Genomic DNA, 23114 nt, shown 5'->3' on the forward strand with positions numbered 1-23114 from the left:
AAACCAGGGTCCCAATCACATGCGGTAAGTCAATAGACCACCACGTAGACAAGCGCTTGCTAGGGGGCATAACGTACCTGGGTGGGCTACACGATCGGCGTAGATGTCGGTGGCACCTTCACCGATGTGGTCCTTGGAGGCACGTCCGGCGCGATTGCCGTGGCCAAATGTTTGAGCACCCACTACGACCCCATCGCGGGCATCGTGGCCGGCGTTACGCGCGCGCTCGGCGACCGCGACCCCGCGCAGGTCACGCGGGTGGTCCACGCGACGACGCTGGCCACCAACGCGGTGCTCGAACGCAAGGGGGTCCGGGTCGCTTTTGTCACGACTCAGGGCTTTCGCGCCTCCATCCCGCTCGGCCGTTACGCGCGGGTCGAGGAGGACCGCTACGACCTGCGCTTCTCGCCGCCGCCTCCGCCGGTGGCCGCGGGCGACTGTTTCGAGGTGGTGGAACGCGTCTCGGCGCGCGGCGACGTGCTGACGCCGCTGGACCTCGATTCCGTACGCCGGGCCGCCGCGTCGATCGCCGCCCGCGGGATCACGTCGGCGGCGGTCTGCCTGCTGCACTCCTACGCCAACCCGGCCCATGAGCGGCAGGTCGCCGAGATCCTGCGCGAGTCGGTCCCGGACGTGGTGACGTCATCGGAGGTCTGGCCGGAGATCCGCGAGTACGAGCGCGCCACCACCACCATCATGTCCGCATATATCGGTCCGTTGATGGCTTCGTACCTTTCGCAGCTCCGCGAGCGCCTGGCCGAGATCGGGGTCCGCGCGCCCGTCCACGTCATGGAGTCCAGCGGCGGCGTGATCTCCGCCGAGCTGGCCGCCCGGCGCGCGGTGGCCACGATCGAGTCGGGCCCGGCGGCGGGGGTGCTGGCGGCGGCGGGGACCGGGTTCCCGAACGTGATCTCGTTCGACATGGGCGGGACCACGGCCAAGGCGTGCGTGGTGCGCGGCGGGGCGCCCGAGATCACGCACGAGTTCCACGTCGGCGGCAAGGGCAGCTTCGGCGGGCGGCGGGCGGGCACCGGCGTGCCCATCAAGACCCCGGCCATCGACCTGGCGGAGGTGGGGGCGGGCGGGGGCAGCGTCGCCTGGCTCGACGCGGTGGGCGCGCTCCGCGTCGGCCCCCACTCCGCGGGCTCCTCCCCCGGGCCCGCCTGTTACGGCCTGGGCGGCTCCGAGCCCACCGTCACGGACGCGAACCTGGTGCTCGGCTACCTCTCCTCGGCCTCGCTCCCCCTGACGCCGGACCTGGCCGCCAAGGCCCTCGACCGGCTGGCCTCGCCGCTCGAGGTCTCCCGGGAGGAGGCCGCGTACGCCGTGCACGAGATCGTCAGCGCCTCGATGGCCTCGGCCGTCCACGTGGTGACGGTGCAGCGCGGCATCGACCCGCGCGGCTTCGCCCTGGTCGCCTTCGGCGGCGCCGGGCCCATGCACGCGGCCCGGGTGGCGGAGCGCTTCGGGATCGGGACGGTGGTCGTGCCCGCGCACTGCGGCGTCGCCTCGGCGGCCGGCCTCCTCGCCGGCGCCCTCTCCACGGACCGCGTCCTGTCCCGCCTGGACGCCCCCGACCCCTCCGCCGTCTTCACCTCCCTGACCGAGGAGGCCGCCGCCGACCTGGGCATCTCGCCTTCGGCCCCCGGGGTGCTGGTGTCGCGGTCGGTGGACGTCCGCTTCAAGGGCCAGTCGCACGATCTGACCGTGGAGTGGACGCCTTCGCGCGAGGTGCTGGCGTCCCGGTTCTTCGCGCGGTACGAGGAGGTGTACGGGATCGCGCAACGGGGCGAGATCGAACTGGTCAGCTACCGCATCCGCCTCACCGCCCCCGCCGTCACCCCGTCTCCCCATACCCCCACCCCAGCCCCTCCCGGCGCCGGTGCGGCGAGGCGCGGCACGGCGGAGCCAGGCGCAACGGAGGCCGGGCATGGGATGGCCGGGGGCGAGTCACCCCAGGGCGGGGCGGTGGCGGATGTGCCGCGAGCAAGGCAGGCGTACTTCCCCGAGACGGCCGGGTACGCCGACGTCCCCGTCCACACCAGGGACACCATGCCCGGCGCCCCGCTCCCCGGCCCCGCGATCATCGAGGACGCCGAGTCCACGATCGTCGTCCCGCCCGGCTGGACCGCCGCACTCGCCGCGACCCGCGCCGTCCACCTCACCAGGAGCACCGCATGCCAGACCCCCTGACCGCCGAGGTGCTCAGGAACGCGCTGGTCGTCGCCGCGGAGGAGGCCAGCATCGTGGTGGTCCGCTCCGCGTACTCGACGTTCATCGTGGAGGGCTCCGACGCCTCGGCCGCCGTCCTCGACGCCGGGGGCCGCCTGATCGCCCAGTCCATGGCCACCACGCTCATGAACAGCATGGCCCTCAAGGTAGCGCTGCCCGAGCTCCTCAAGGACATCCCCGCGGACCGGATGAGCCCGGGCGAGGTGTACGTGCTCAACGACGCCTACCGGGGCGGCGTGCACACCAACGACCTGCTCGTCTACCGCCCGGTCTTCGTCGGCGGGACCCCGGCGTACTTCACCGCCACCATGATCCATGTCTCCGACCTGGGCGGCCTGTCGGCGGGCGGCATGGCCCCGCTGGCCACGGACATCTTCCTTGAGGGCCTCCAGCTCCCGCCGGTGCGCCTGGCCACCGAGGAGGGCCTGGATCCGACCGTGGAGGCCATCCTCCGGGCCAACAGCCGTACCCCCGACAAGGTCATGGGCGACGTGCGGGCGCTGGTGGCCGGGACGGCGGTGGCCGCCACCCGCCTGGAGACCCTGGTCGGCGAGTACGGCGCGGAGGGCCTGGGCGCGGGCGTCGACGACTATCTCGGCTACACCGAGGCCAGGACCCGCGCGGCGCTGGCCGAGCTGCCGGCGGGCAGGTTCGAGGCGGCGTACCCGATCGACGATGACGGCATAAATCCTGAAAAATCGCATGAAATCCGTGTCGCCGTCACCCTCGGCGACGAACGAGTCGTGCTCGACTTCGCGGGCACCGGCCCCCAGGTCCCGGCCGCGATCAACGCCTCGGCCTCGCAGTCCCTGGCCGCCGCCGTCTTCGCCGTCCGCTGCTTCCTGGACCCCACGATCCCCATGAACGACGGCTGCCTGCGGGCCATCGACGTGCGCCTCCCCGAGGGCTCCCTGCTCAACGCCCGCTCCCCCTACCCGTGCGGCGGCCGGTACGTCCCGATCTACGCCGCCATGGAGGCCGTCTTCCAGGCCATGTCCGACGCCGTCCCCGAGCGCGCCATCGCCCCCAGCGGGATCCTGCAGCCGTTCTCGATCGCCGCCGTCGGGGCGCCGTACTGGATCCACCTTTCCTACGACTTCGGCGGCGTGGGCGCCCGCCGGGGCCTGGACGGCCCGGACGCCACGGGCGTGCACTTCGGCATCGGCCGCAACTCGGTGCCGCAGGCGGAGCCGGTGGAGAGCCGCTGCCCGCTGATCGTCGAGTCCGTCGAGACCATCCCCGACTCGGGCGGCCCCGGCCGGTTCCGCGGCGGGCTGGGCTCGCGCACGGTCTACCGCTTCCTCGCCGACTGCCACGTCACGACCCGCGGCGACCGCCTCCGTCTCCCGCCCCCGGGCCGTGACGGCGGACTGCCGGGGCGGCTCGGCGGCTTCTTCAAGCGCCACCTGGACGGGACCGTGGAGCGGCTGGCGTCCAAGGTCAACAATGTACGGTTCGCGGCCGGAGAGGCGTTCGTCGTGGAGACGACGGGCGGCGCGGGGCTCGGCCCGCCCGCCGAACGCGACCCCGAAGCGATCCTGGCCGACATCGAGGCCGGGCGCGTCACGGCCCGAGCAGCAGCCGAAGATTACGGGTTCCAGCCGCGGAGGCGCATCAAGTCGGCGGGGTCGAAGCTCACAGGGAAGGGCGACGACAAGGCGACCGTGGTTCCTGCCTTGTAGGCCACAGGTCCTGCGTAGGTGCGACCGTCGAGCTCGTAGACGTAGACGGTCGGCCCCTCCATGGGCTCGACGCGCCAGTAGAGGGGGATACCCGCCTCTGCGTACGCCGCCACTTTGGTCGCTCTGTCATGCGCCTTGCTGCTCGGGCTGACCACCTCCACGGCCAAGAGTAGGTCGCTGGGCGCGTACATGAGGTCAACCGCCTCAGACACCTGCTCGGGCACGACGACAAGGTCGGGGATGTAGAGATCCTCGTTGCTCGGGCTGACGTTGACGGTTGTCAAGCACTCCAGCTCAGGCGGTGCCGCAGCTTGGAGTATGGTCAGCAACCGGGTGATGACCCGCTGGTGCCGGGGGGTGGGGGCAGGGCTCACTACTAGGCTCCCGTTGAAGAGCTCGTAACGATTCCCGTCGTCGGGGAACTTGAACAGGTCGTCGACGGTGAACGGCGCGACAGGAAATGCCGTGCCCGCCGCCGGGTCGATCGTCGCCATTGCGGTCACCCACCCAGTATCGGGAATCTCGCCCTCGCCCACATGTTACTTGCCCAAATTCCGTCACTTAAAGTCACGAGGTCGCCACGCCTCGGCGCCCTGGCGGACGGCTGCGTGGACGGCACGGGCCGCGCGGGCGCCCCACTCCGAGCGCGGCCCGCCGAACAGTTCGGCGGGCCCGTCCGCCGGCGCGGCCACGCAGACCGCGTCCGACGCCGTCCCCGTGCAGGGGAAGCCCGCCTCGATCAGGGCCTGGGACTTCGCCTCCGTGACCGTCATCACCGCGTTGACCAGGGCCGCGTCCGTCATGGCGACCGGCAGCACGGTCACGATGTTGACGGTCCCCACCCGCAGCGGCGCCAGCTCCGGGTCCGCGGTCCCTTCCGGGGCGGCGGCCCAGGTCGGGACGCGGAGCCCGACGGTCGCGTACGCCTCCACGCCTCCGTCCGAGGCCCGGACGCAGCGGTCGACGGAGGCGGCGGTCAGCATGCCGACGCCGTCCCCCTCCGGGCCTAACGACAGCAGGTGGTCGACCGGGTCCATCCGCGAGTATCCGGCCACCACCTGCGCGTTCAGCACCCACTCGCGGGCGCCGATCCCGCCGCCGAGCAGCGCGGAGGAGATCATCCGCCACCCCGGCCCGAACTCCCACAGCAGCGCCCCCAGGCGCGCCCCGTCCTCCACCCGATATGTGAGCTTCACGGCCCTCCCCTGACCAGGTGCACGACGGGCCGGCCGTCCGGCCCCGGCTCGATCTTGACATGGGCGTCGAAGTGCCGTCCCACCAACGACTCGGTGAGCACCTGGTCGGGCTTGCCGGAGGCCACCGCGCGGCCGTCGGCCAGCAGGAGCAGGGAGTCGGCGTAGAGGCCGGCGACGGTCAGGTCGTGCAGGGTGGTGACGACGGTCAGGCCGTCCGCCCGCCGCAGCCGGTCCACCAACTCCAGCACCTGCTGCTGGTGCCCGAGGTCCAGCGCGGTCGTGGGCTCGTCCAGCAGCAGCACGGGCGCCTCCTGGGCGAGCGCCCTGGCCAGCACCACCCGCTGGCGCTCCCCGCCGGACAACTCCCCCACCCGCCGCCTGGCCAGCGCGGTCAGGTCGAGCCGTTCGAGCACGCCGGCGGCGACCTCCCTGTCGTGCGCGCTCTCCCTGCCCAGATAGGGGATGTACGGCGTGCGCCCGAGCAGCGCGTAGTCGAAGACCGTCATGTCGGGCGGCAGGGCGGGGGTCTGGGGCGCGTAGGCCAGCAGGCGGGCCCGTTCGCGGGGCTTGAGCCGGGCCGCCGGCCGGGAGTCCAGCGTGACCTCGCCCCGGTGCGCGACCAGGCCCATAACGGCCTTGAGCAGGGTCGACTTGCCCGCCCCGTTGGGCCCGATGATCGCCAGCCACTCGCCGCCGCGCACCTGGAGGGTGACGTCGGACACGACCTCGCGCCCACCGAGCCGTACCGACAGCGCCTGAGTGCTGATCACGTGGCCGTCCGCCTGGTCATGCGCAGGACCCCGACGAAGAACGGCGCCCCCACGAACATGGTCACCACCCCGATCGGCAGCTCGGCGGGCGCGATCACCGTGCGCGCGATGAGGTCGGCCAGCACCAGGAACGCCCCGCCGCCGATCAGCGACAGCGGCAGCACGATCCGGTACGAGCCGCCCGCCAGCCGGCGCACCACGTGCGGGATGACGATGCCGACGAACCCGATCAGCCCGCTCACCGCCACGGCCGCCGCGGTGGCCAGGGAGGCGGCCAGCAGCACGGCGAGGCGCACCCTGGCCGCCCGCACACCGAGGCTGGTGGCCTCCTCGTCGCCCACGGACAGCACGTCGAGCATGCGCCCGTGCAGCAAAAGCAGCACCGCCGAGACGGCCGCGTACGGCAGCACCAGCCAGAACTGGTCCCACCCGCCGCCGACGTCGCCGAGGATCCACGAGTAGATGCGCTGCAGCTCCTCGACCTTGAACTGCTGGAGGAACGTCTGGATCGCGGTCAGGAACGAGGTGACCGCGACCCCGGCCAGCACCAGCGTCGCGGTGCCGCCGGAGCGCCCGGCGGTGTTGCCGAGCGTGTACGCGAGGAACACCCCGCCCACGGCCCCGGCGAAGGCCGCGACGGGGATGCTCGCGCCCGACTCCGGCAGCAGCACGATGGCCACGGTCGTCGCCAGTCCGGCCCCGGCCGCGGCGCCCAGCAGGTACGGGTCGGCGAGCGGGTTGCGGAACACGCCCTGGTACCCCGCCCCCGCCATGGCCAGCAGCCCCCCGACCACCGCGGCCACCAGCACCCGGGGCAGCCGCAGCTCGAACAGCAGCCCCTGCTCGACCGGCGCGAGCCCGGAGTCCACGTGCACGAACGGCAGCCAGTCCACGGCCTGGAGCACCACCCGCCAGGGCGAGATGTCGGCCGCTCCGTCCAGCAGCCCGGCGATCATGGAGATGGCCAGCACGCCCAATGCGCACACGATCCAGAGTGGTCTGGCCTTGGACGGACCGGCCTGCGCCGCCATGGTCAGCCCTTGGCCCCGGCCTTGGCGACCGCGGCGCCGATGGACTCGGCGAGCTGGACGACGCGCGGCCCCCAGCGGGAGGCGAGGTCGTCGTCGAGCTGGATCACCTGGTCGTTCTTGATGGCCGACAGGCCCTTCCAGCCCGGCCGCTTGGCCAGGGTGTCCTTGCTCTGCTGACAGCACTTGACGTCGCCGAGGAAGATCATGTCGGGGTCGGCCTGGGCGACGAACTCGGCCGACAGCTTGGGATAGCCGCCCGCCTGGTCGGGGGCCTTGTCGGCGATGTTGGTGAGGCCGAACAGGCTGTAGATCTGGCCGATGAAGGTGTTGGACGTGGCCGCGTACGGCGTCTGGTCGAGCTCGTGGTAGTACGTGAGCTTCTTGTCCTTGGGCGCCTCGGCGGCCAGTTTGTCCATGGCCGTCTTCATGCCGGAGACGACCTCGTCGGCCTTGGCCTTGTTGCCGGTGGCCGCGCCGATCTCGGCGATCTCCTCGTACGCCTCGTCGAGCTTGGTGGCGGCGGGTTCGAGCAGGACGGGCACGTTCACCTTGCCCAGCTCGGCGACGATCTTGTCGATGTCGTTCGAGACGATGACCAGGTCGGGCTTCTGGGCGACGATGGCCTCGACGTTCGGCTTGAACCCGGACAGGTCGGTCTTGGGGGCCTCCGGCGGGTAGTTCGACTGGTCGTCCACCGCGACGACCTGGGCGCCCGCGCCGATGGCGAAGAGCGTCTCGGTGTGGGTGGCCGAGAGGGAGACGATCCGCTCGGGCTTCTTGGCGAGGGTGACCTTGCCGTTGCCCGCCTCGACGGTGACGGGGAAACCCTCCCCGGAGACGGGTGCGGAGGCGGGGGCGGAGGAAGCGCTCGGGGCGGCGGAGGGGGTGGCCGTGGTGCCGGTCTGGCCGCATCCGGCCAGGATCAGCGTTCCCAGCAGCGCGCCCGCGAGGGCCGTACGTCGGGGCCTCACGAGTAGTCCTTTCACTGTCGGAACCGAGAGACCCGCGTTGAGCGACGGATCACCCTTTTCCACGAGGGTTGATGACGTCAGCGCAGAGGCAGGCGACCTGGCTATGACAGTTGCGGGACAGCGCCGGACTCACACCGGACTTCGCTGCGACCCTGCGCATCGGACAAACGCTATCAATCCTCCGGATGCCCGCGCCGTCAAGGGGTGAGTTGGGACTCGGCCTCGGCAATGATCTCCTGGAGCCTGAGCCCGCGGGCGGCGTCGAGGGGGTGACCGCCGCCGTTCCGCACGGTCTCGGCGAACTCCGCCACGAGCGTGGCCTTGGGGTCGTCGTCGCCCCGCGTCAGCACGGCGCTGCCCGCGCGGCCGTACACGGCGAACATGGCCGGGGGCAGGTCTCCGACGGCGGCCATGCACATGGACGCCTCGCTGACCGCGCCGCCCTCGTGCTCCAGCAGCAGCCCGGTCCAGCCGAGCGGGTCTCCGTGCGCGCGCACGCCGGTCACCGGGCCGAGGGCGGCGTCGAGCAGGTCGATCACGTGCGGCCCGACGTCGAGCAGGGCGCCCTTCTTCAGCCGCCACGGCGTGGCGAAGGGGTGGTCGCCGAGGAGGACGCCGGAGATGTTCGCGGCGTGGCCGCCGAACGGCTGGATCTCGCGGCACCGGGCCAGGAAGGCGCGGGTCCGGGCGGCGTAGCGCAGGGAGAGCACCATCTGGGAGGCGACGCCCGCCTCCTCGACGGCCTCGGCCAGGCGGCGCGCGCCGTCCAGCGTGTCCGCGAGCGGCTTCTCCAGCAGCAGCGCCTTGCCCGCGCGGGCGGCTCGGATGCCGAGCTCGGCCTGTACGTCGGGCGGCACGCAGAACGCCACGGCCTCGCAGGCGTCGAACAGCTCCTCGATCCGCTCGAACACCGGCGCCCCGAGCCGGGCGGCGGCCTCGGGACGGCGGGCCCACACCCCGGCCAGCCGCGTGTGCGGCCCCCTGGACAACATCGGCGCGTGCGCCCGCTCTGCCCACGGTCCCGCTCCGACCAGCCCGACCGCCACCGGCTCCATGAAACCTCCCCTGTTCACCGCACTTAGGGAAGGATCTTCCCATATCCCAACATGACGGTCGGTTGGCTCGATGGGCGGGTGCCCCGCGCGGCGCCCGCCCATCGGCGTCAATGAGCCCCGTCGTTCAACTCGTCGTCCAGGTCGCGCCGGCGCTGTACGGCGTGCTGCGGGCGGTGGGCCAGGGTGCCGGAGTCGATGGTCAAGGTCTGGCCGGTGATGCAGCGGGCCTCGTCGGAGGCGAGGAAGCACACCAGGTTGGCGACGTCGTCCGGGGTGCACGGCCACGGGAGGAGCCGTTCGGCGGCCTTGTCGGCGAGCTGGGCCTGGCTCAGGGCCCGCCGGGCGAGCCGGGTGAGGACGAGGGCGGGGGCGACGGCGTTGCAGCGGATGCCGCGCGAGCCGTACATCGTGGCCACGTACCGCGTGAAGCCGATCAGGGCCGCCTTCGAGGCCCCGTACGCGGCGTGGACCTCGTCCCCGACCAGGGCGGACACCGACGACATGAGGACGATGGCGCCGCCGTCCGGCATGGCGGGCACGGTGTGCTTGACCATGAGCATGGCGCCGCGCAGGTTGACCTCCATCGTGCGGTCCCAGACGCCGACGTCGAGCGAGTCCAGGTCCCGGTCGCGGCCGTAGACGTCGGCGTCGAACACGGCGGCGTTGGAGTGCAGGACGTCCACCCGGCCGAACGACGCCACCAGAGCCGCGACCGCCTCCTCCACCTGCTTCTCGTCGGAGACGTCGCAGGTCAGGGCCATGGCCGTGCCGCCGTGGCCGCGGATGGCGGCGGCGGTGGCCTTCGCCCCTGCCGCGCGCAGGTCCAGGACGCCGACGAAGGCGCCCTCGGCGGCCAGCCGCGCCGCGCAGGCCGCGCCGATGCCCGAGCCCGCGCCCGTCACCATCGCGACCCGCCCGTCGAACCGGCCGGTGGGGCTGCCAGTGGGGCTGCCAATGGGGCTGCCGGTGGGGCTGTCGTTCACCACTCCACCGCCAGGGACGGCAGGCCGCGGCCCACGATCGACTTGCGGTAGGCGATCGGCGCGCCCGGCACCAGCCGCAGTCCGGGCAGGCGGCGGCCGAGCACGTCGAGCGCGGTGCGCAGTTGCAGGCGGCCGAGCGCGGCGCCGACGCAGAAGTGGATGCCGTAGCCGAAGACCATGTGCTCGGCGGCGTTCGGCCGGTCGATCAGGAAACGCTCCGGCTCCGGGAAGACGCTCTCGTCGTGGGCGGCGGAGTCGGTGGAGAGCAGGACGAGGGCTCCCGCCGGGATCGTCACGCCGTGCAGGGATATGTCGGTCACGGCGTAGCGGAACGAGCCCAGCGACGCGCCGTCGATGCGCATGCACTCCTCGGCGGCGTTCGCGGCCAGTTCGGGCGGCACCGGCCAGACACCCTCCCTGAGCAGGCGCAGGACGGTGTTGCCGAGCTGGTTGGGCACGGTGTCGTTGCCGCCGAGCAGGATCGTGGAGATCAACTCGACGACCTCGCGATGGGTCAGCTCCTCGCCGATCAGGGAAGTCATCAGGGAGGTGAAGTCGTCCCGCGGGTCCTTGGCCCGGGAGGCGACCAGGCGGTCCACGTAGTCGAGGTAGGTCAGGAAGCTGTCGGCGAGTTCGAGCTGGCGCTCCGGCGGCTGCGGCGACAGGAAGAGCTGGAACCAGTCCTTGACGTGCGCCTGCACGAACGCCTCGTCGGACTCGGGCACGCCGATGAAGCGGGCGGTCAGCTTGATCGACGGCTCGTGACCGATCTCGCCGACGAAGTCGGCGCTCCCGTGCGGCCCCAGGCGGTCGAGCAGGTCCTCGTTGAGCCGCCTGAACGCCTGTTCCATGGCCGCCACGGCGCGCGGCGTGAACGCCTTCGACACCGATCGGCGCAGGCGGGTGTGGTCGGGCGGGTCGACGTTCGCCACGAAGCTGGACAGGAACGAGCCGTGCTCGCCCAGCTTCTCCCTGGTCTCGCCGGTCAGGCTGCGGGAGATCGTCAGCGAGCCCTTGGAGGAGAAGCGCCGTGGGTCGCCGTAGGCCGCGCGCACGTCGGGGTAGCGGGTCAGGACGTACGCGCCGAGGTGCTCGCTGCGGAAGACCGGCCGCTCCGCGCGCAGCCGCCGCAGGAAGTCGTACGGGGCGGCGACGTGCCAGTCCGCGCTGACGTCGAAGTCCTCGATGTCATCAGTCATGCGAAGATCCTCCGCGGGTTGTCGACGAGCATCTGGTGGACCTGGTCGTCCGTGACGCCCCTTTTGCGGAGCTCGGGCACGACGTCGCGGGGGACGTGGAGGAGGTGGTAGTTGGGGTGGCGCCGCCGTACGACGTCGGCGTCGAAACGGTCGTTGAAGCAGTACGAGTCGTGACTTAAGACCATTTTTCCTGCGTGTCCGCGCTCGCACATTTTCGCCACGATCTCCACGCGGTCCTCGAACGGGCTGATCGTCTCGATGCCGAAGCGGTCCATGCCGAGGTAGGAGCCGTTCGCGATCAGCTCTTCCAGGTAGGCGACGTCCGTGGAGTCCCCGGCGTGCCCGATGACCACCTTGCCCAGGTCCACGCCCAGCTCGCCGAGCAGGCGCTGCTGTTCGAGGCCGCCCCTGGAGGCGCTGTGGGAGTGCGTGGTGATCGGCGTGCCGGTCTCCAGGTGCGCCATCGCGACCGCCCGGAACACCCGCTCGCATCCCTTGGTCATCCCCAGGTGGTCGGAGGCGCACTTGAGCATGGCCGCCTTGACGCCGGTCCGGCCGATCCCCTCGACGATGTCCCTTACGAAGAACTCGGCCAGCCGGTCCGGCCCCCCGAACAACGATCCCGGGCCCCGGTTGGCGAAGTACGGCGGCAGCGCGTCGTAGGTGTAGAGGCCGGTGGCGGCCACGATGTTCACGCCGGTCAGCTCGGCCACCCGCTGGACGGCGGGGACGTACCTGCCCAGGCCCACCACGGTCAGGTCCACGATCGTGTCGATGCCCTCGGCCTTGAGCGCGTCGAGCTTGCCCGCCGCCTCGCGCGCCCGCGTCTCGAGGTCCCATCCCTCGGGGATGTCCGGCCAGCTCCACAGGATCTCGGGGCTCAGGCCGAAGACGTGCTCGTGCATGAGCGTCGCCCCCAGCTCCGCCACCGGCCCCCGCACGGTCTCAGGCATCCGGGCCCTCCAGGCTCACGCACGGGAACCTCTCGTGCTCGAACGGCCGGTTGACCTCCAGCCCGAGCCCGTCGGTCTGCCGGTAGGGCAGGCCGGTGTAGAGGGCGTCGGCGTCGAAGTACGTGACGGTGAACGACAGGCGCGGGCTGTCGCGGCGGTTGGCGGGCGCGCCGTGCACGGTCAGGGCGTGGTGCACGGTGGCGTCCCCCGCCTTGAGGTCGAGCGGCGGCGACAGCTCCAGCTCCTTGAGCCACGGGTGCTGGGTGAGCTGGTCGTCCCCCGGCCGGGTGAAGCTGCGGCCGAGCAGCCCGTACCGGTGCGAGCGGTCGTAGAAGCGCAGCGACCCCATGTCGGCGGGCACGTCGGCCAGGGCCAGCCAGACGGTCAGCATGGCCGAGCGGTCCATCGGCATCCAGGGGAAGTCCTGGTGGAACTCGGTCGCGCCGTGCTCCCCCGCCTCCTTGACCAGGAGGTTGGTGACCTGCACGCGCACGGCCCGGATGCCGCGCAGCAGCCGTACGGCGTTGCGCCCCATCTCTGGGCTCGACGTCAGCGTGCCGAACATCTCGTCGCTCGCCGCGATGTCCCTCGACTGCCCGAACGCCTCGTCGACCAGCGTCGCGTGGCTCCTGGACCGGCCGTTCAGAAAGCCGAGGGCGCGTTCGCGCAGGGCCGCGGCGGTGCCCGGATCGACCAGCCGGCCGAGCCGCACCCAGCCGTGCTCGCCGAAGAACGCCGCCTCGTCTTCCGTCACCTGGCGCACCGGGATCTCCATGCCCCTTAGTCTGGCACCTGAGCAAGCGCTTGGTAAACCCGCGATTTGAGTAGCCCTTACTCATGCGCGCCCCGCCCCGCGGGCCCACCCTCGGAGCATGACCGCAGTTGAGACAACCCCCTCCACCACCGGCTTCACCCGCAACGCGATGATCGCCTGCGCCGCGATCTCGCCGCTCACCATCGCCGCGACGCTCCTGCTCGCCCCGTTCGTCACCACGGCCGAGGGCGAGCCGTACATCCGCGCCCTCGTCGCCAACCTCGACGCCTACGCCCTCTGGAGCTGGGTCGGCGCCCTCGGCACCGTCACCCTCATCCCCGCGATCTTCGCGGTGAGCAAGGTGGCCCGGTCGGGGCGGCCCGTGCTGGGCCTCGTGGGCATGATCCTGGCCTTCGCCATGGCCCTCCCCTACGGCCTGACCTCCGACGACACCATCTACGCGGCCGCCAAGGCCGGGCTCGACGTGCCCACCACGAACCGGCTCGTCACGCAGCTGAGCGAGGGGACGCCGACCTCGATACTCGGGTTCACGTTCTTCCTGAGCCTGCTCGGGTTCGTGCTGCTGGGGGTCGCCGCCCTGCGCGGCGCCGCGCCGAAGTGGGCGGCCATCGCCATGATCGTGGCGCCGGTCCTCATCCCGGTCCCCTGGTTCGCCGGGCTCCCGGCCGCGGCGGGCGGCGTCGCCTGGCTCGTCTTCACCGCCGCCACCACGGGCATCGCCCTCGCCCTGCTCTCCCGATGACCCGCCCGGCTCCCGCGACGGGGGGCGTCCCCCGCGGCGTCGAGGGAGCACGACGCCGCCGAGCGGGAGCGGGCGTTCGCGCGTACAGTGTCGCCCAAGCGCTTGCTCAAGGTGATGGGAGGCATCGTGCGGCGGTTCAGGTTCGGGGCGGTGGTGCGGGAGGCCGAGTCGGGTGAGGCGTGGGCGGAGAAGGCACGGCGGCTCGAAGGGCAGGGGTACGACGTGCTCCTCGTGCCCGACCATCTCGTCGGCCCCAGGTTCGCGCCCGTCGCCGCGCTGACGGCGGCCGCCTGCGCCACCACCAGGCTGCAGGTCGGCACGCTGGTGTTCGCCAACGACTTCCGGCATCCGGCCGTGCTGGCCAAGGAGACGGCCACGCTCGACCTGCTGTCCGGCGGGCGGCTGGAGGTCGGGATCGGGACCGGGTGGATGGCGCGCGACTACGAGGGGGCCGGGCTGACGCTGGAGCCGCCGGGGGTGCGGGTGGAGCGGCTGCGCGAGGCCGTGACCGTGCTCAAAGGGCTCTGGGGGGACGGGCCGTTCAGCTTCCAGGGCAAGCACTACCGCATCGACGGGCTCGACCAGCGGCCCAAGCCCGTACGGAGGCCGCGCCCGCCGATCGTGCTCGGCGGGGGCGGGCCGCGGATGCTGCGGCTGGCGGCCGAGGAGGCGGACGTCGTGAACCTCGGGATGCGGGTCCGGCCGGACGGGAGCGGGCCCGACGAGAAGGACGGCGGGACGGCGGCGTTCCTCCGCAAGCTCGCGATCGTGCGCGAGGCCGCGGGCGAGCGGTACGAGGCGCTGGAGCTGGGGACGAGCGTGGTGCAGGTGGGCGAGCGGAAGGCGGAGGAGGCGTGGAGCGCGGCCGACAGCTCCTCGCTCGACGAGACGCCGCAGGTCCTGCTCGGGACACGCGCCGACATAATCGACAAGCTCCGCTATTGGCGGGATGAGCACGATATTTCGTACTTCGTGGTGCATCACGAGCGTGACCTGGACGCCTTCGCCCCCGTCGTCGAGGAGCTCGCCACCTGACGCCGGGCCGGAACCGGGCATACCGGATGATGGACACCATGGATGAGATGCTGCTGCTCCGGCACGGCGAGACCGAGTGGAGCAAGGCGGGCCGGCACACCGGACGTACGGACCTGCCTTTGACGGAGCACGGCGAGGACCAGGCCAGGGCGCTGGCGCCGCTGGTCAAGGCGCAGTCGTTCGACCTGGCGCTGGTCTCCCCCGCCCAGCGCGCACGGCGTACGGCGGAGCTGGCCGGACTGACCGACTACGAGGTGGACCCCGACCTGTGGGAGTGGGACTACGGCGGCTACGAGGGGATCACCACGCCCGAGATCCGCGAGAGCCACCCCGGCTGGTACCTGTGGCGGGACGGCGTGATCCCCGGCGACGCCGAGCACCCGGGCGAGAGCGCGGAGCAGGTGGCCGCCCGCGCCGACCGGGCCATCGCGCGGGCCAGGAGGGCCGGCGGGCGGGTGGTCCTGGTGGCGCACGGACACTTCCTGCGCGTGCTGGCGGCCCGCTGGCTGGGCCTCGGGCCCGCGGAGGGCAGGCTGCTGAAGCTGGACACGGGCACGTACTCGCGGCTCGGCCACGAGCACGCCGAGCCCGTGCTCGTGGCCTGGAACGCCCCGCTGAGCTGAGCGGTCAGCCGACCTTCGAGCGCACGGCCGACTCGTGCAGGGCCCGGCTGACCAGCCAGCCGCGCAGCGATCCCAGCGCGGGGTCATAGGAGAGCGGCTGCTCCCACAGGGCCGTGAACACGTTCTGGGTGATCTCCTCGGCGTGCGCCTGGCTCCCGGTGACCTTGACCGCGACCCCGTACACGTACGATCCGTGCTCGTCGTACGCGTCAGCGAGCGCGTCGAGGTCACCGGCCGTCAGCCGTGCGCAAAGCTCCATGTCGCTCATCAATCGCACCCCAGCGTCGCGGCGGCGGCGATCATGTCGCGGGCGAGGGCGGGGTCGCCCTCGGCGGCGTACGGGAAGGAGCCGGGCGGCCATCGGCTGGCCAGCAGCCGGCAGAAGTCCACCGCGCCGGCCGACAGCAGCACGGCGACGTGGTCGGAGGCGGGCGAGAGCGGGATCGTCCAGGTGCCGCCGCCCGGCCCGGTCAGCACGACGGTGGCCGAGACGTCGCGGCGCGGCTCCCGCATCGCCCGCGGCAGCAGCGCCAGCCCGAACTCGGCGATCATGTGCACGTGCTCGGGACGCGGCGGCGCCTGGGAGCGGTCGATGGCGGCCCTGATGTCGTCGGCGTGCGTCCACGTCTCGAACGTGCGCTGGATCAGCGCCTGGCGCAGCGGCGCGCGGGCCGGCCGCGCCCCCGCCAGCGCGACCTCGACGCCGAGCAGCACCTCGCTGCCGGCGGAGACCCGTTCGAGGAGGTTGCCGGCCTGCTCGCGCCAGCGCCGGTGCACGGGCAGGCCGGTCATGCCGCGCACCCCCATGAATCCGGCCACGGTCGCGTCGTTGTCCGCCAGGTGCTCCATCAGCCCCCTGACCGTGCCGTGCTTGGCGATCGGGACGTCCCACTGCGGCACGCTCAGCTCGGCGAGCAGGTCATCCATGAGCGCCACCTGCTCGGCGTACGGGACCACCACGGACGACACGCCCAGCACGGCCGGGCTGCGGCGGCGGCGCGCCTTGGACAGCACCGCCTCGCGCAGGGTGGGCGGCGGCTCGGCGGCCGGGTCGGGATGGTCGAGCAGCGCGATGGCGGCGCGGCAGTCGGGGCACGCGGCGACGTGGTCGTCGGGGCTCTGCCCGTTGTAGAGGTACGAGTCCGTCATGGCCACCTCCGCAGCCGACGCTAACCCGGCTGGACCTCCGGCGCCAGGCGGCAACCGGGGAACGGTGCCAGAAGCGTCTCACGCCACGGGCCTTCCAGGTAGTCGCGAGCCCGTTTGCTCCAGTCCAGAAGGCGGGAATCGGGCGGGACCTCGTCGTCGAGGCCCAGGGCGGCGTCGCGGGCGCGCTGGGTGGCCAGGTGGTCGTCGAGGGAGACGGCCCAGACGGTGACGGCCTCGGTGTCGCAGAACAGCACCTCGTACAGCCCGACCAGGGTGTGGCCGTGTTCGGCGAGCAGCGGCGCCCGCTCGGTGCGCACCGCGTGCAGGTAGTCGAGCGCGGCCCCGGGGCGCACCCGGGCACTCTCGAAGAGGAAGAGCTCGGCGGCGGGCGCCTCGGACAGCGGCGGGCAGCCGGGCGCGGCGCCGAGGGGCCGGGAGAACGCGGAGAAGCGCAGGTCGTCGATGTCGGACAGGAAGAGCCGCTCGTCGACGCCCTGGTAGATCTCCATCATCTGCCGCCAGCCGCCGTCCCATCCGCCGTGGCAGTCCCACAGCGTGACGGCCTTGAACTGCGGATGGCCGGTGATGCCGACGGCGTAGAAGGCGCCCACGAGATCGATCTCGCGGGACCTGATGGACATGCCGGAGGTGAGCGAGGGCGCGCCACGGCTCTCGTCCTCGCGCTTGTAGCGGGTCAGCCAGGTGAGGTACTCCAGGGGCCGCCTGGAGTTCATCGGCCGGAAGTCGACCTCCTCGATCAGGTGGATCGCGCGCCGCACCACGCCTCCTCTACCAAGCGGTTGCTTGGCACGAGGATAGCGATCAGGTCAGCGCTTGGGAAGGTTGCGGCCCCCGCCCCGTGAGCCACTCCAGGACCCTCCGGTGCCCGGAGGTGGCGTCCTCGAAGTGGCCCCAGTGCCAGTACCGCGGCTGGTCGCGGATGCCGGTCACCCAGGTCCGGTAGGAGACGGAGGCGCCCCCGGCGGCGGGCGCCACTCCGTACGTGCGGATCACGACCTTGCCGCCCGGCGCGAGGAGCACGTCGTCGGCGATCGGATACAGGGTCATCTGATCGAGCATGCCCCTGATCCTCCCGGCCGCAGAAAGCCGGGCTGTTAAGCCTCCGGCGCGCCCCCGTTAAGCGAGCGCGCCGGAGGTTACAAGGCCGTTAAACGAGCAGGCCGTCGAACTCTCCGTCCTTCACCCCGAGCACCAGGGCCCGGATCTCGTCGCGGGTATAGATGAGGGCGGGGCCGTCGGGGAAGCGGGAGTTGCGGACCGCGATCCCCCCGTCAGGAAGCTCTGCGAGCTCCACGCAGTTGCCCTGCGAGTTGCTGTAGCGGCTCTTGCGCCAGGCGACCTGCTTCAGGTTCGCCGCCGGCATGCCGTTGTAGGTCTGGTTCATCTACATCTTTCTGAGAAGACCGCCGATGAGCTCGACGGTGCCCCCTGGCGTGGTGCTCTCCACGCACAACTGCTCCATGGCCGTGAGGTACGGGTCGATGTCCTCGCGTTTGTCCAGGTACAGGGCACCCCATAGCTGTTCGACGTAGACAACGTCCGACAAGTCGGACTCGGGAAACCGCAAGATGCTGAACGCGCCCCCTTCAGCGGCGTGCTTGCCGAACCTGAAGGGCATCACCTGGATCGTGATGTTGGGAAGGGCAGCCACTTCCAGCAGATGCTGGAGCTGCTCCGACATGACCTCCCGCCCGCCGATGGTCCGCTTGAGCGCCGCCTCGTCGATGACGGCCCACAGACGGGGTCCGTCTTTCTGGGTGAAGCGCTCCTGGCGCTGCATGCGCATATGCACACGACGTTCGATTTTGTCCGGACTCAGACCGGGGTTGCCAAGCTGGAATACCGATCGCGCATACGAGGCCGTCTGCAGCAGGCCCGGCACGAACTGCACCTCATAGGTGCGAATCAGCTCGGCGGCTTCCTCCAGGCCCACGTAGGTGGTGAACCACGAAGGCAGCTCGGCCGAGTACTTGTGCCACCACCCGGGGGTGTTGGCCTCGCGAACCATCTCCAGCAGGGCACGGCGCTCGGCATCGTCGACGACGCCGTACAGGGTGAGCAGGTCTTCCACGTCACGTGTCTTGAAGCCGACCCGGCCGAGCTCCATCCGGCTGATCTTGGACTCGGACGCCCGGATGTGGAATCCGGCCTGTCCACGGTCGAGCCCACTGGCCTCACGCAGGCGCCTGAGGCTCGCCCCCAGCATGATGCGCCGTACGGTCGAGCCTGAACCGGGCGGATCAATGGACACGTGCTGCTCCTTGTTTCGTTTCCTTGCGACGCGGTAGCTGCGTTAAGTAGCGGAGTATGCACTTACGGCGAGCCGCGCTCGGCGACCCACCGCATGTAGCGGGGTATGCACGTATGGTGGGCCGCGCTCGGCGGACCGCCATAAGTAGCGGAGTATGCACGTACAGTCTGTCACTTCACGGCCGAAAGATCATGGGCCGCGGACAAGATCCCCTTTCCCCCATATTGACCATTTGAGGGCAACCGTAGCGTGTGCACGGGCTGTCTGCACGTGCATTCGCTCTTGCACCTGCACGAGGATTTGTCGCAGAATGATCAACGTGCAATCCACCACGGCGCACGGCCAGTGGACCACGTTCGATTGGTGGCCTCCGGTCGGCTGGTGGCCGGAGGCGGCCCGCGATCTGCTGGTCCCCGGCCCGTCCGCGAGCGCCACGTTCGTGCTCCCGCCCAGCCCCGCCTCGGTCCACTCGGCCCGCAGCTTCACCGCCGGCACGCTGTCGGGATGGGGGCTGGCCGAGCTGATCGAGAACATGGAGCTGGTGGTCTCCGAGCTCGCCACCAACGCGCTGCGCCACGGCCTGCATCTGGACGAGGCCCACTGCCAGCGCCCCGTCCACATGTCCCTCGTCCGCCGGGGCCCCCTCGTGACCAGCGCTTTCACCGATCCCGGCTCATCGGTGCCGGTGCTGCGATACCCTGGCCCCCTTGACACCGGCGGCCTCGGACTCCACATCGTCGAATCACTCAGCCTCCGCTGGGGCTGGTCCGCACTTGCACCTCACGGGAAGATCGTCTGGGCAGTCCTCTCCTGACCGGGGGTGATCTGCATTACCGTGGATGCTCATGGCTCACGGTGAGTCCCGCGTGCGACCCCATGAGAGTTGCTGACAGATGGAAGATCACCTGCTCGGCTGGCTGCGAAAACTGAACGAAGACCGGCTGGGGCGCATCCTGGCCAACCGGCCCGACGCCATCGCCGCTCCCTGGCCGCGCCGGCTCGACACCCTGGGCCAGCGGCTGAGCAACGGCTTCGCCGTGATGGAGACCCTGCGGGCCCTGCCGCTGCCCTGCCTGCAGCTCGCCGAGGCCGCCCTGGCCATGACCCGCCCCACGGCCGAGGGGCTGGCCGCGTTCGTCGACGCGCCGGTCGAAGAGGTGACCCCCTGGCTGGAGCACCTCTACGACCACGCGCTGGCCTGGCCGGGCGACGACGGCGTCATCCACCTCGCGGAGGGCGTCACCCGCTGGTGGTCCGCCCCGCTCAGCCTGGGCGAGCCGCTCGACCACTACCTCAACTCCTGGTCGATCGGCAACGACGCGCTGCACGCGCTGACCCGCAACCTCGGCCTGTCCTCCCACGGCAACAAGCGCCGCGTCGTCACCCGCGTCACCGAGGCGCTCGCCGACCGCGAGCGCGTCAGCGCGATGCTGCGCGGCGCTCCCGACGGCACGATCCCGCTGCTCGACCGGTTCGCCTGGCAGGGCCCGGCGCTCAACGTCGACGGCGGCCGGTTCGTCACCCCCGGCACTGCGGAGAAGTGGTGCGCCGACCACGGCCTGCTCTTCCGGCCGAGCTGGCACGTCGCGGAGATCCCCCGCGAGGTGGCGATCAGCCTGCGCGGCCCCGGCTACCACCCGGCCTACCGGCCCGAGGCGCCCGAGGTGGCCACGATCCCGGTCGACCCCGAAGAGGTCGACCACCTGATGACGCTGGCCGCGCCGCACGTCGTCGAGCGCTGCGCGGCCCTGCTCGACAACACCGCCAAGACGCCGCTTCCCCTGCTCAAGACCGGTGGCGTGGGCGTGCGCGAAGTCCGCAGGGTGGCCAAGGAGACCGGCTGCGACGAGGACGAGACGCGGCTGCTCCTGGAGGTCTGCGCCGTGGCCAGGCTGCTGGCCTGGGACGAGCAGTCGGGCGGCATGATCCCCACCGAGCGCTTCGACCGCTGGCGGCTCGACGAGGGCTCGGCGCGGCTGCGGGTGCTGCTGGCGGCCTGGTGGCGCATGGAGCGCTCGTCGCTGCGCAAGGTCGACGGCAAGTACGGCACCGTGCTCGGCGACGACCCATCGGGCAGCGCGGTCGCCAGGATCCGCCGGGCCGTGCTGTCGGTCCTGGCCGGCCTGCCCGCGGGCACCGCATTCGCCGACCGCGAAAGCCTCGTGGCCAACGTCCACTGGCACGCGCCGCTGCTCGACCTGGAGCTGCTGCTGGCCTGCGCGCCCGCCGTGCTCGCCGAGGCCACGCTGCTGGGCCTGCTGGCCAACAACGCCGGCACCGATCTCGGCCGGGCGCTGGCCGGGCTCACCGCCGGGCCGGGCGACGAGAACGACGACGCCGTGCCCATGGTCGAGCACGACCCCGTGCTGGCCGAGGCGGCCACCAGGGCGCTGGCGAGCGTGCGCAGGAGCGCGCTGTTCGGCCCCGACCTGACCGCGGTCGTCACCGGCCCGCCGTCGGCGGAGCTGGCGGCGCTGCTCGACCGGGCCGCCGACCGCGAGTCGCGGGGCGCGGCCTCGGTGTGGCGGTTCACGACCGAGAGCGTGCGCCGCGCGCTCGACCACGGCTACGACGCCGACGCGCTGCTCGACGAGCTGGCCGGGGTCGGCACGATCCCGCAGCCGCTCGAATACCTGGTACGCGACACCGGTCGCAGACATGGCGAGGTCACCGTCAGCACCGTCGGATGCGTCGTCCAGGCCGGCGACCCCACGCTGCTGGCCGAGATCGCCGCGCACCGGCGGCTGGGCCGGCTCGGCCTGCGGCTGCTCGCGCCCACGGTGCTGGTGAGCTCCGCGCCGGCCGACCGCACGCTCGCCGCGCTGCGCGAGGTCGGCTACTCCCCCGTGCCCGTCGCCGACACCGGCCAGATCACCATCCATCGGGCCAGGCCCGAGGAGCCGCCGAGCGGCAAGCTGATCCTGCTGCCCGGGGGGCAGGTGGCCGAGCTGTCGGAGTTCCCCGGCCTCGCCGAGCTCGACGTGCCCTACATGCTCGCCGAGCCGACGCCCGACCCGTACGAGCACGCCCGCCGCCTGGTCATGGCCGACCGGACCGACGCCGACAGGAACGGCCGCACGTGGGCGATCATCGGCAGGATGGCGACCAGGCTGCCGACGGCCCAGCAGTCGCTGCTCGGGTTCGTGGTCGACCGGGGCGTGCGCGCCGGCATCACGCTCACCGACGGGCTGACCGCGACGATCAGCCACGGCGAGCTCAAGGGCGGCGCGCTGGACGCGTGGTGCGAGGAGGCGGGCGACTACCTCGAGTTCCCCCTCGCCGAGATCGTCGAGGTCAGGGGAGCTCTTTAGCCTTCTTCAGGTTGGCCACCAGCCCTTCGAGGAAGGCCGCGTAGCCCTGGTAGCTGTAGGGCGCCTCGGCGTTCCACGGATAGAGCTGGCCGGCCTTGACCGCGGGGAGCTTGGCGAAGGTGGGCTTCTTCAGCATCTCCTCGGGCTTGAGCGACTGGGTGCGGGTGTCGTAGAGGATCACGTCGGCGTCGTACTCGTCCGCGTTCTCCCAGCTCAGCGTCTGGAAGAAGCCGCCCTCGTCCACCTTCGCGGGCTTGACGACGTCCAGGCCCGCGTCCATCAGGTGCACGATGTCCGGGTACTCCGGCGGGTTGACCACCCACATCGCGTCGGGGCCGCCGGACATCATGAGGATCTTGAGGTTCTTGAACTGGGCGAGCTCCTTGGTGGCGGCCTCCATGCGGGCCTTGGCCTCGGGCACGCCCTGCATGTCGGCGCCGAGGGTCTTGGCCAGCTCCTCGTACTTGCCGATCACCTGGGTGGCGCTGCGGCCGGTGAGCATGACGCCCGCGGTGGGGGCGACCTGCTCGATGGTGTCCTTGGACTTCTCGGGCACGTACCAGAGGGTGCCCTTGATGTACATGCTGCTGACCAGGAGGTCGGGCTGGAGCGCGATGTACTGCTCGACGTTGAACTCGTCCCACACGTTGCCGAGGCCCTGGACCTTGGTGATGTCGACGTTGCCGACCTGCGGGTCCTTGGAGCCGTCCTTGAGCTTGTGCGGGCCGAAGACGGCGACCGGGCGCACGCCGAAGTCCCACAGCGCGGCGGCGGCGCCGACCTGGGCGACGATCCTGGACGGGGTCTTGGGCTGCTCGATCTTCTTGCCGCGGTCGTCGGTGAACGTCCAGCTCTGTGCGGCGCCCGAAGTGGCGGCGGCCGAACCGGTGGGGGCGGCGGACCCGCCGGGAGCCGCCGTCTCGCCGCCGCAGGCCGCCAGTGTCAGGGCTGCCGCGAGGCCCGCGGCGGCCGCCAGAAAGCCCCGGCGAGGCAGAACCGGTCCTGACATGTACATCTCCTAAGGTTAGGCTTGCCTGATTACCAGGCGATTAGATTAGCCTTGCCTAAGTTTGACCGTTACGAGAGGGGGTCGGGTGCGCCCGGCTGAAGACACGACCCCGCCGCATTGGGGGGC

General features: G+C 71.6%; 24 protein-coding genes. 7 read left to right on the forward strand and 17 right to left on the reverse strand.

The window, feature by feature from the left end; all coding sequences use genetic code 11:
- Positions 1 to 81 precede the first annotated feature (81 nt).
- Both ACIBQ1_RS36510 and ACIBQ1_RS36515 read left to right on the forward strand, forming a co-directional pair.
- On the forward strand, positions 82 to 2193 hold the full coding sequence (locus ACIBQ1_RS36510; RefSeq protein ID WP_397283934.1) for a hydantoinase/oxoprolinase family protein: 2112 nt from the start codon (positions 82 to 84) through the stop codon (positions 2191 to 2193).
- A complete protein-coding gene (locus tag ACIBQ1_RS36515; RefSeq protein ID WP_397283936.1) occupies positions 2178 to 3914 on the forward strand; it encodes a hydantoinase B/oxoprolinase family protein in 1737 nt (578 codons plus the stop codon). Before ACIBQ1_RS36510 ends, ACIBQ1_RS36515 begins: the two co-directional genes overlap by 16 nt.
- On the opposite strand, the gene ACIBQ1_RS36520 is transcribed toward ACIBQ1_RS36515, so the two are convergent.
- The 10 genes from ACIBQ1_RS36520 to ACIBQ1_RS36565 all read right to left on the reverse strand — a co-directional run bounded on the left by ACIBQ1_RS36520 (position 3821) and on the right by ACIBQ1_RS36565 (position 12847).
- Positions 3821 to 4408, reverse strand: a complete 588-nt coding sequence (locus ACIBQ1_RS36520) for a Uma2 family endonuclease (RefSeq protein ID WP_397283938.1) — start codon at positions 4406 to 4408, stop codon at positions 3821 to 3823. The genes ACIBQ1_RS36515 and ACIBQ1_RS36520 overlap by 94 nt on opposite strands.
- 63 nt (positions 4409 to 4471) lie before the next feature.
- On the reverse strand, positions 4472 to 5110 hold the full coding sequence (locus ACIBQ1_RS36525; protein WP_397283939.1) for an adenosylcobinamide amidohydrolase: 639 nt from the start codon (positions 5108 to 5110) through the stop codon (positions 4472 to 4474).
- Complete coding sequence (locus ACIBQ1_RS36530) at positions 5107 to 5880, reverse strand: ABC transporter ATP-binding protein (protein WP_397283940.1); 774 nt, start codon at positions 5878 to 5880, stop codon at positions 5107 to 5109. The genes ACIBQ1_RS36525 and ACIBQ1_RS36530 overlap by 4 nt, the downstream gene beginning before the upstream one ends.
- The gene (locus tag ACIBQ1_RS36535) at positions 5877 to 6911 is read right to left on the reverse strand and encodes a FecCD family ABC transporter permease (RefSeq protein WP_397283942.1); all 1035 of its coding nucleotides are present in this window, start codon (positions 6909 to 6911) and stop codon (positions 5877 to 5879) included. The genes ACIBQ1_RS36530 and ACIBQ1_RS36535 overlap by 4 nt, the downstream gene beginning before the upstream one ends.
- Before the next feature lie 2 nt (positions 6912 to 6913).
- Positions 6914 to 7882 (reverse strand): ABC transporter substrate-binding protein, encoded by a 969-nt coding sequence (locus ACIBQ1_RS36540; RefSeq protein WP_397283944.1) that lies wholly within the window; start codon positions 7880 to 7882, stop codon positions 6914 to 6916.
- 197 nt (positions 7883 to 8079) lie between these two features.
- Entirely contained in the window at positions 8080 to 8937 is an 858-nt protein-coding gene (locus ACIBQ1_RS36545) for a Gfo/Idh/MocA family protein (RefSeq protein WP_397283946.1), read from the reverse strand.
- A 107-nt stretch (positions 8938 to 9044) separates the two neighbouring features.
- Complete coding sequence (locus ACIBQ1_RS36550) at positions 9045 to 9920, reverse strand: SDR family NAD(P)-dependent oxidoreductase (RefSeq protein WP_397283948.1); 876 nt, start codon at positions 9918 to 9920, stop codon at positions 9045 to 9047.
- Complete coding sequence (locus ACIBQ1_RS36555) at positions 9917 to 11119, reverse strand: cytochrome P450 (protein ID WP_397283950.1); 1203 nt, start codon at positions 11117 to 11119, stop codon at positions 9917 to 9919. Before ACIBQ1_RS36555 ends, ACIBQ1_RS36550 begins: the two co-directional genes overlap by 4 nt.
- Positions 11116 to 12072, reverse strand: coding sequence for a phosphotriesterase (locus ACIBQ1_RS36560; RefSeq protein WP_397283952.1), 957 nt, complete (start codon positions 12070 to 12072; stop codon positions 11116 to 11118). Before ACIBQ1_RS36560 ends, ACIBQ1_RS36555 begins: the two co-directional genes overlap by 4 nt.
- Positions 12065 to 12847 carry a phytanoyl-CoA dioxygenase family protein gene (locus ACIBQ1_RS36565; RefSeq protein WP_397283954.1) on the reverse strand — a complete coding sequence of 261 codons (783 nt, stop codon included), beginning with the start codon at positions 12845 to 12847 and terminating at the stop codon, positions 12065 to 12067. The genes ACIBQ1_RS36560 and ACIBQ1_RS36565 overlap by 8 nt, the downstream gene beginning before the upstream one ends.
- Before the next feature lie 97 nt (positions 12848 to 12944).
- Between ACIBQ1_RS36565 and ACIBQ1_RS36570 the strand changes: the two genes are divergently transcribed.
- The 3 genes from ACIBQ1_RS36570 (at position 12945) to ACIBQ1_RS36580 (ending at position 15247) form a co-directional block, all read left to right on the forward strand.
- Positions 12945 to 13589, forward strand: coding sequence for a hypothetical protein (locus ACIBQ1_RS36570; protein WP_397283956.1), 645 nt, complete (start codon positions 12945 to 12947; stop codon positions 13587 to 13589).
- A gap of 126 nt (positions 13590 to 13715) precedes the next feature.
- Entirely contained in the window at positions 13716 to 14624 is a 909-nt protein-coding gene (locus tag ACIBQ1_RS36575) for a TIGR03621 family F420-dependent LLM class oxidoreductase (RefSeq protein WP_397283958.1), read from the forward strand.
- 38 nt (positions 14625 to 14662) lie between these two features.
- Complete coding sequence (locus ACIBQ1_RS36580) at positions 14663 to 15247, forward strand: histidine phosphatase family protein (RefSeq protein WP_397283960.1); 585 nt, start codon at positions 14663 to 14665, stop codon at positions 15245 to 15247.
- 4 nt (positions 15248 to 15251) lie between these two features.
- Here the strand turns inward: ACIBQ1_RS36580 and ACIBQ1_RS36585 are convergent, their stop codons facing one another.
- The 6 genes from ACIBQ1_RS36585 to ACIBQ1_RS36610 form a co-directional block, all read right to left on the reverse strand.
- Entirely contained in the window at positions 15252 to 15515 is a 264-nt protein-coding gene (locus ACIBQ1_RS36585) for a sigma factor (RefSeq protein WP_397283962.1), read from the reverse strand.
- Positions 15515 to 16396, reverse strand: coding sequence for a hypothetical protein (locus ACIBQ1_RS36590; RefSeq protein WP_397283964.1), 882 nt, complete (start codon positions 16394 to 16396; stop codon positions 15515 to 15517). Before ACIBQ1_RS36590 ends, ACIBQ1_RS36585 begins: the two co-directional genes overlap by 1 nt.
- A 20-nt stretch (positions 16397 to 16416) precedes the next feature.
- Entirely contained in the window at positions 16417 to 17175 is a 759-nt protein-coding gene (locus tag ACIBQ1_RS36595) for a hypothetical protein (RefSeq protein ID WP_397283966.1), read from the reverse strand.
- 43 nt (positions 17176 to 17218) lie between these two features.
- Positions 17219 to 17476 carry a hypothetical protein gene (locus ACIBQ1_RS36600; protein WP_355383563.1) on the reverse strand — a complete coding sequence of 86 codons (258 nt, stop codon included), beginning with the start codon at positions 17474 to 17476 and terminating at the stop codon, positions 17219 to 17221.
- An 88-nt stretch (positions 17477 to 17564) separates the two neighbouring features.
- Positions 17565 to 17801 (reverse strand): DUF397 domain-containing protein, encoded by a 237-nt coding sequence (locus tag ACIBQ1_RS36605; RefSeq protein WP_394498615.1) that lies wholly within the window; start codon positions 17799 to 17801, stop codon positions 17565 to 17567.
- Positions 17802 to 18623 carry a helix-turn-helix transcriptional regulator gene (locus ACIBQ1_RS36610; RefSeq protein ID WP_355383852.1) on the reverse strand — a complete coding sequence of 274 codons (822 nt, stop codon included), beginning with the start codon at positions 18621 to 18623 and terminating at the stop codon, positions 17802 to 17804.
- 355 nt (positions 18624 to 18978) lie between these two features.
- Here ACIBQ1_RS36610 and ACIBQ1_RS36615 point away from each other — a divergent pair, with 355 nt between their 5' ends.
- Both ACIBQ1_RS36615 and ACIBQ1_RS36620 read left to right on the forward strand, forming a co-directional pair.
- Positions 18979 to 19482 carry an ATP-binding protein gene (locus ACIBQ1_RS36615; protein ID WP_397283968.1) on the forward strand — a complete coding sequence of 168 codons (504 nt, stop codon included), beginning with the start codon at positions 18979 to 18981 and terminating at the stop codon, positions 19480 to 19482.
- A 79-nt stretch (positions 19483 to 19561) separates the two neighbouring features.
- On the forward strand, positions 19562 to 21979 hold the full coding sequence (locus tag ACIBQ1_RS36620) for a helicase-associated domain-containing protein (RefSeq protein ID WP_397283970.1): 2418 nt from the start codon (positions 19562 to 19564) through the stop codon (positions 21977 to 21979).
- On the opposite strand, the gene ACIBQ1_RS36625 is transcribed toward ACIBQ1_RS36620, so the two are convergent.
- On the reverse strand, positions 21963 to 22988 hold the full coding sequence (locus ACIBQ1_RS36625; RefSeq protein ID WP_397283972.1) for an ABC transporter substrate-binding protein: 1026 nt from the start codon (positions 22986 to 22988) through the stop codon (positions 21963 to 21965). The two genes, ACIBQ1_RS36620 and ACIBQ1_RS36625, sit on opposite strands and share 17 nt — an antisense overlap.
- Between the last annotated feature and the right edge of the window lie 126 nt (positions 22989 to 23114).

It is taken from the genome of Nonomuraea sp. NPDC050153, assembly GCF_044460125.1.
Lineage (GTDB): Bacteria > Actinomycetota > Actinomycetes > Streptosporangiales > Streptosporangiaceae > Nonomuraea.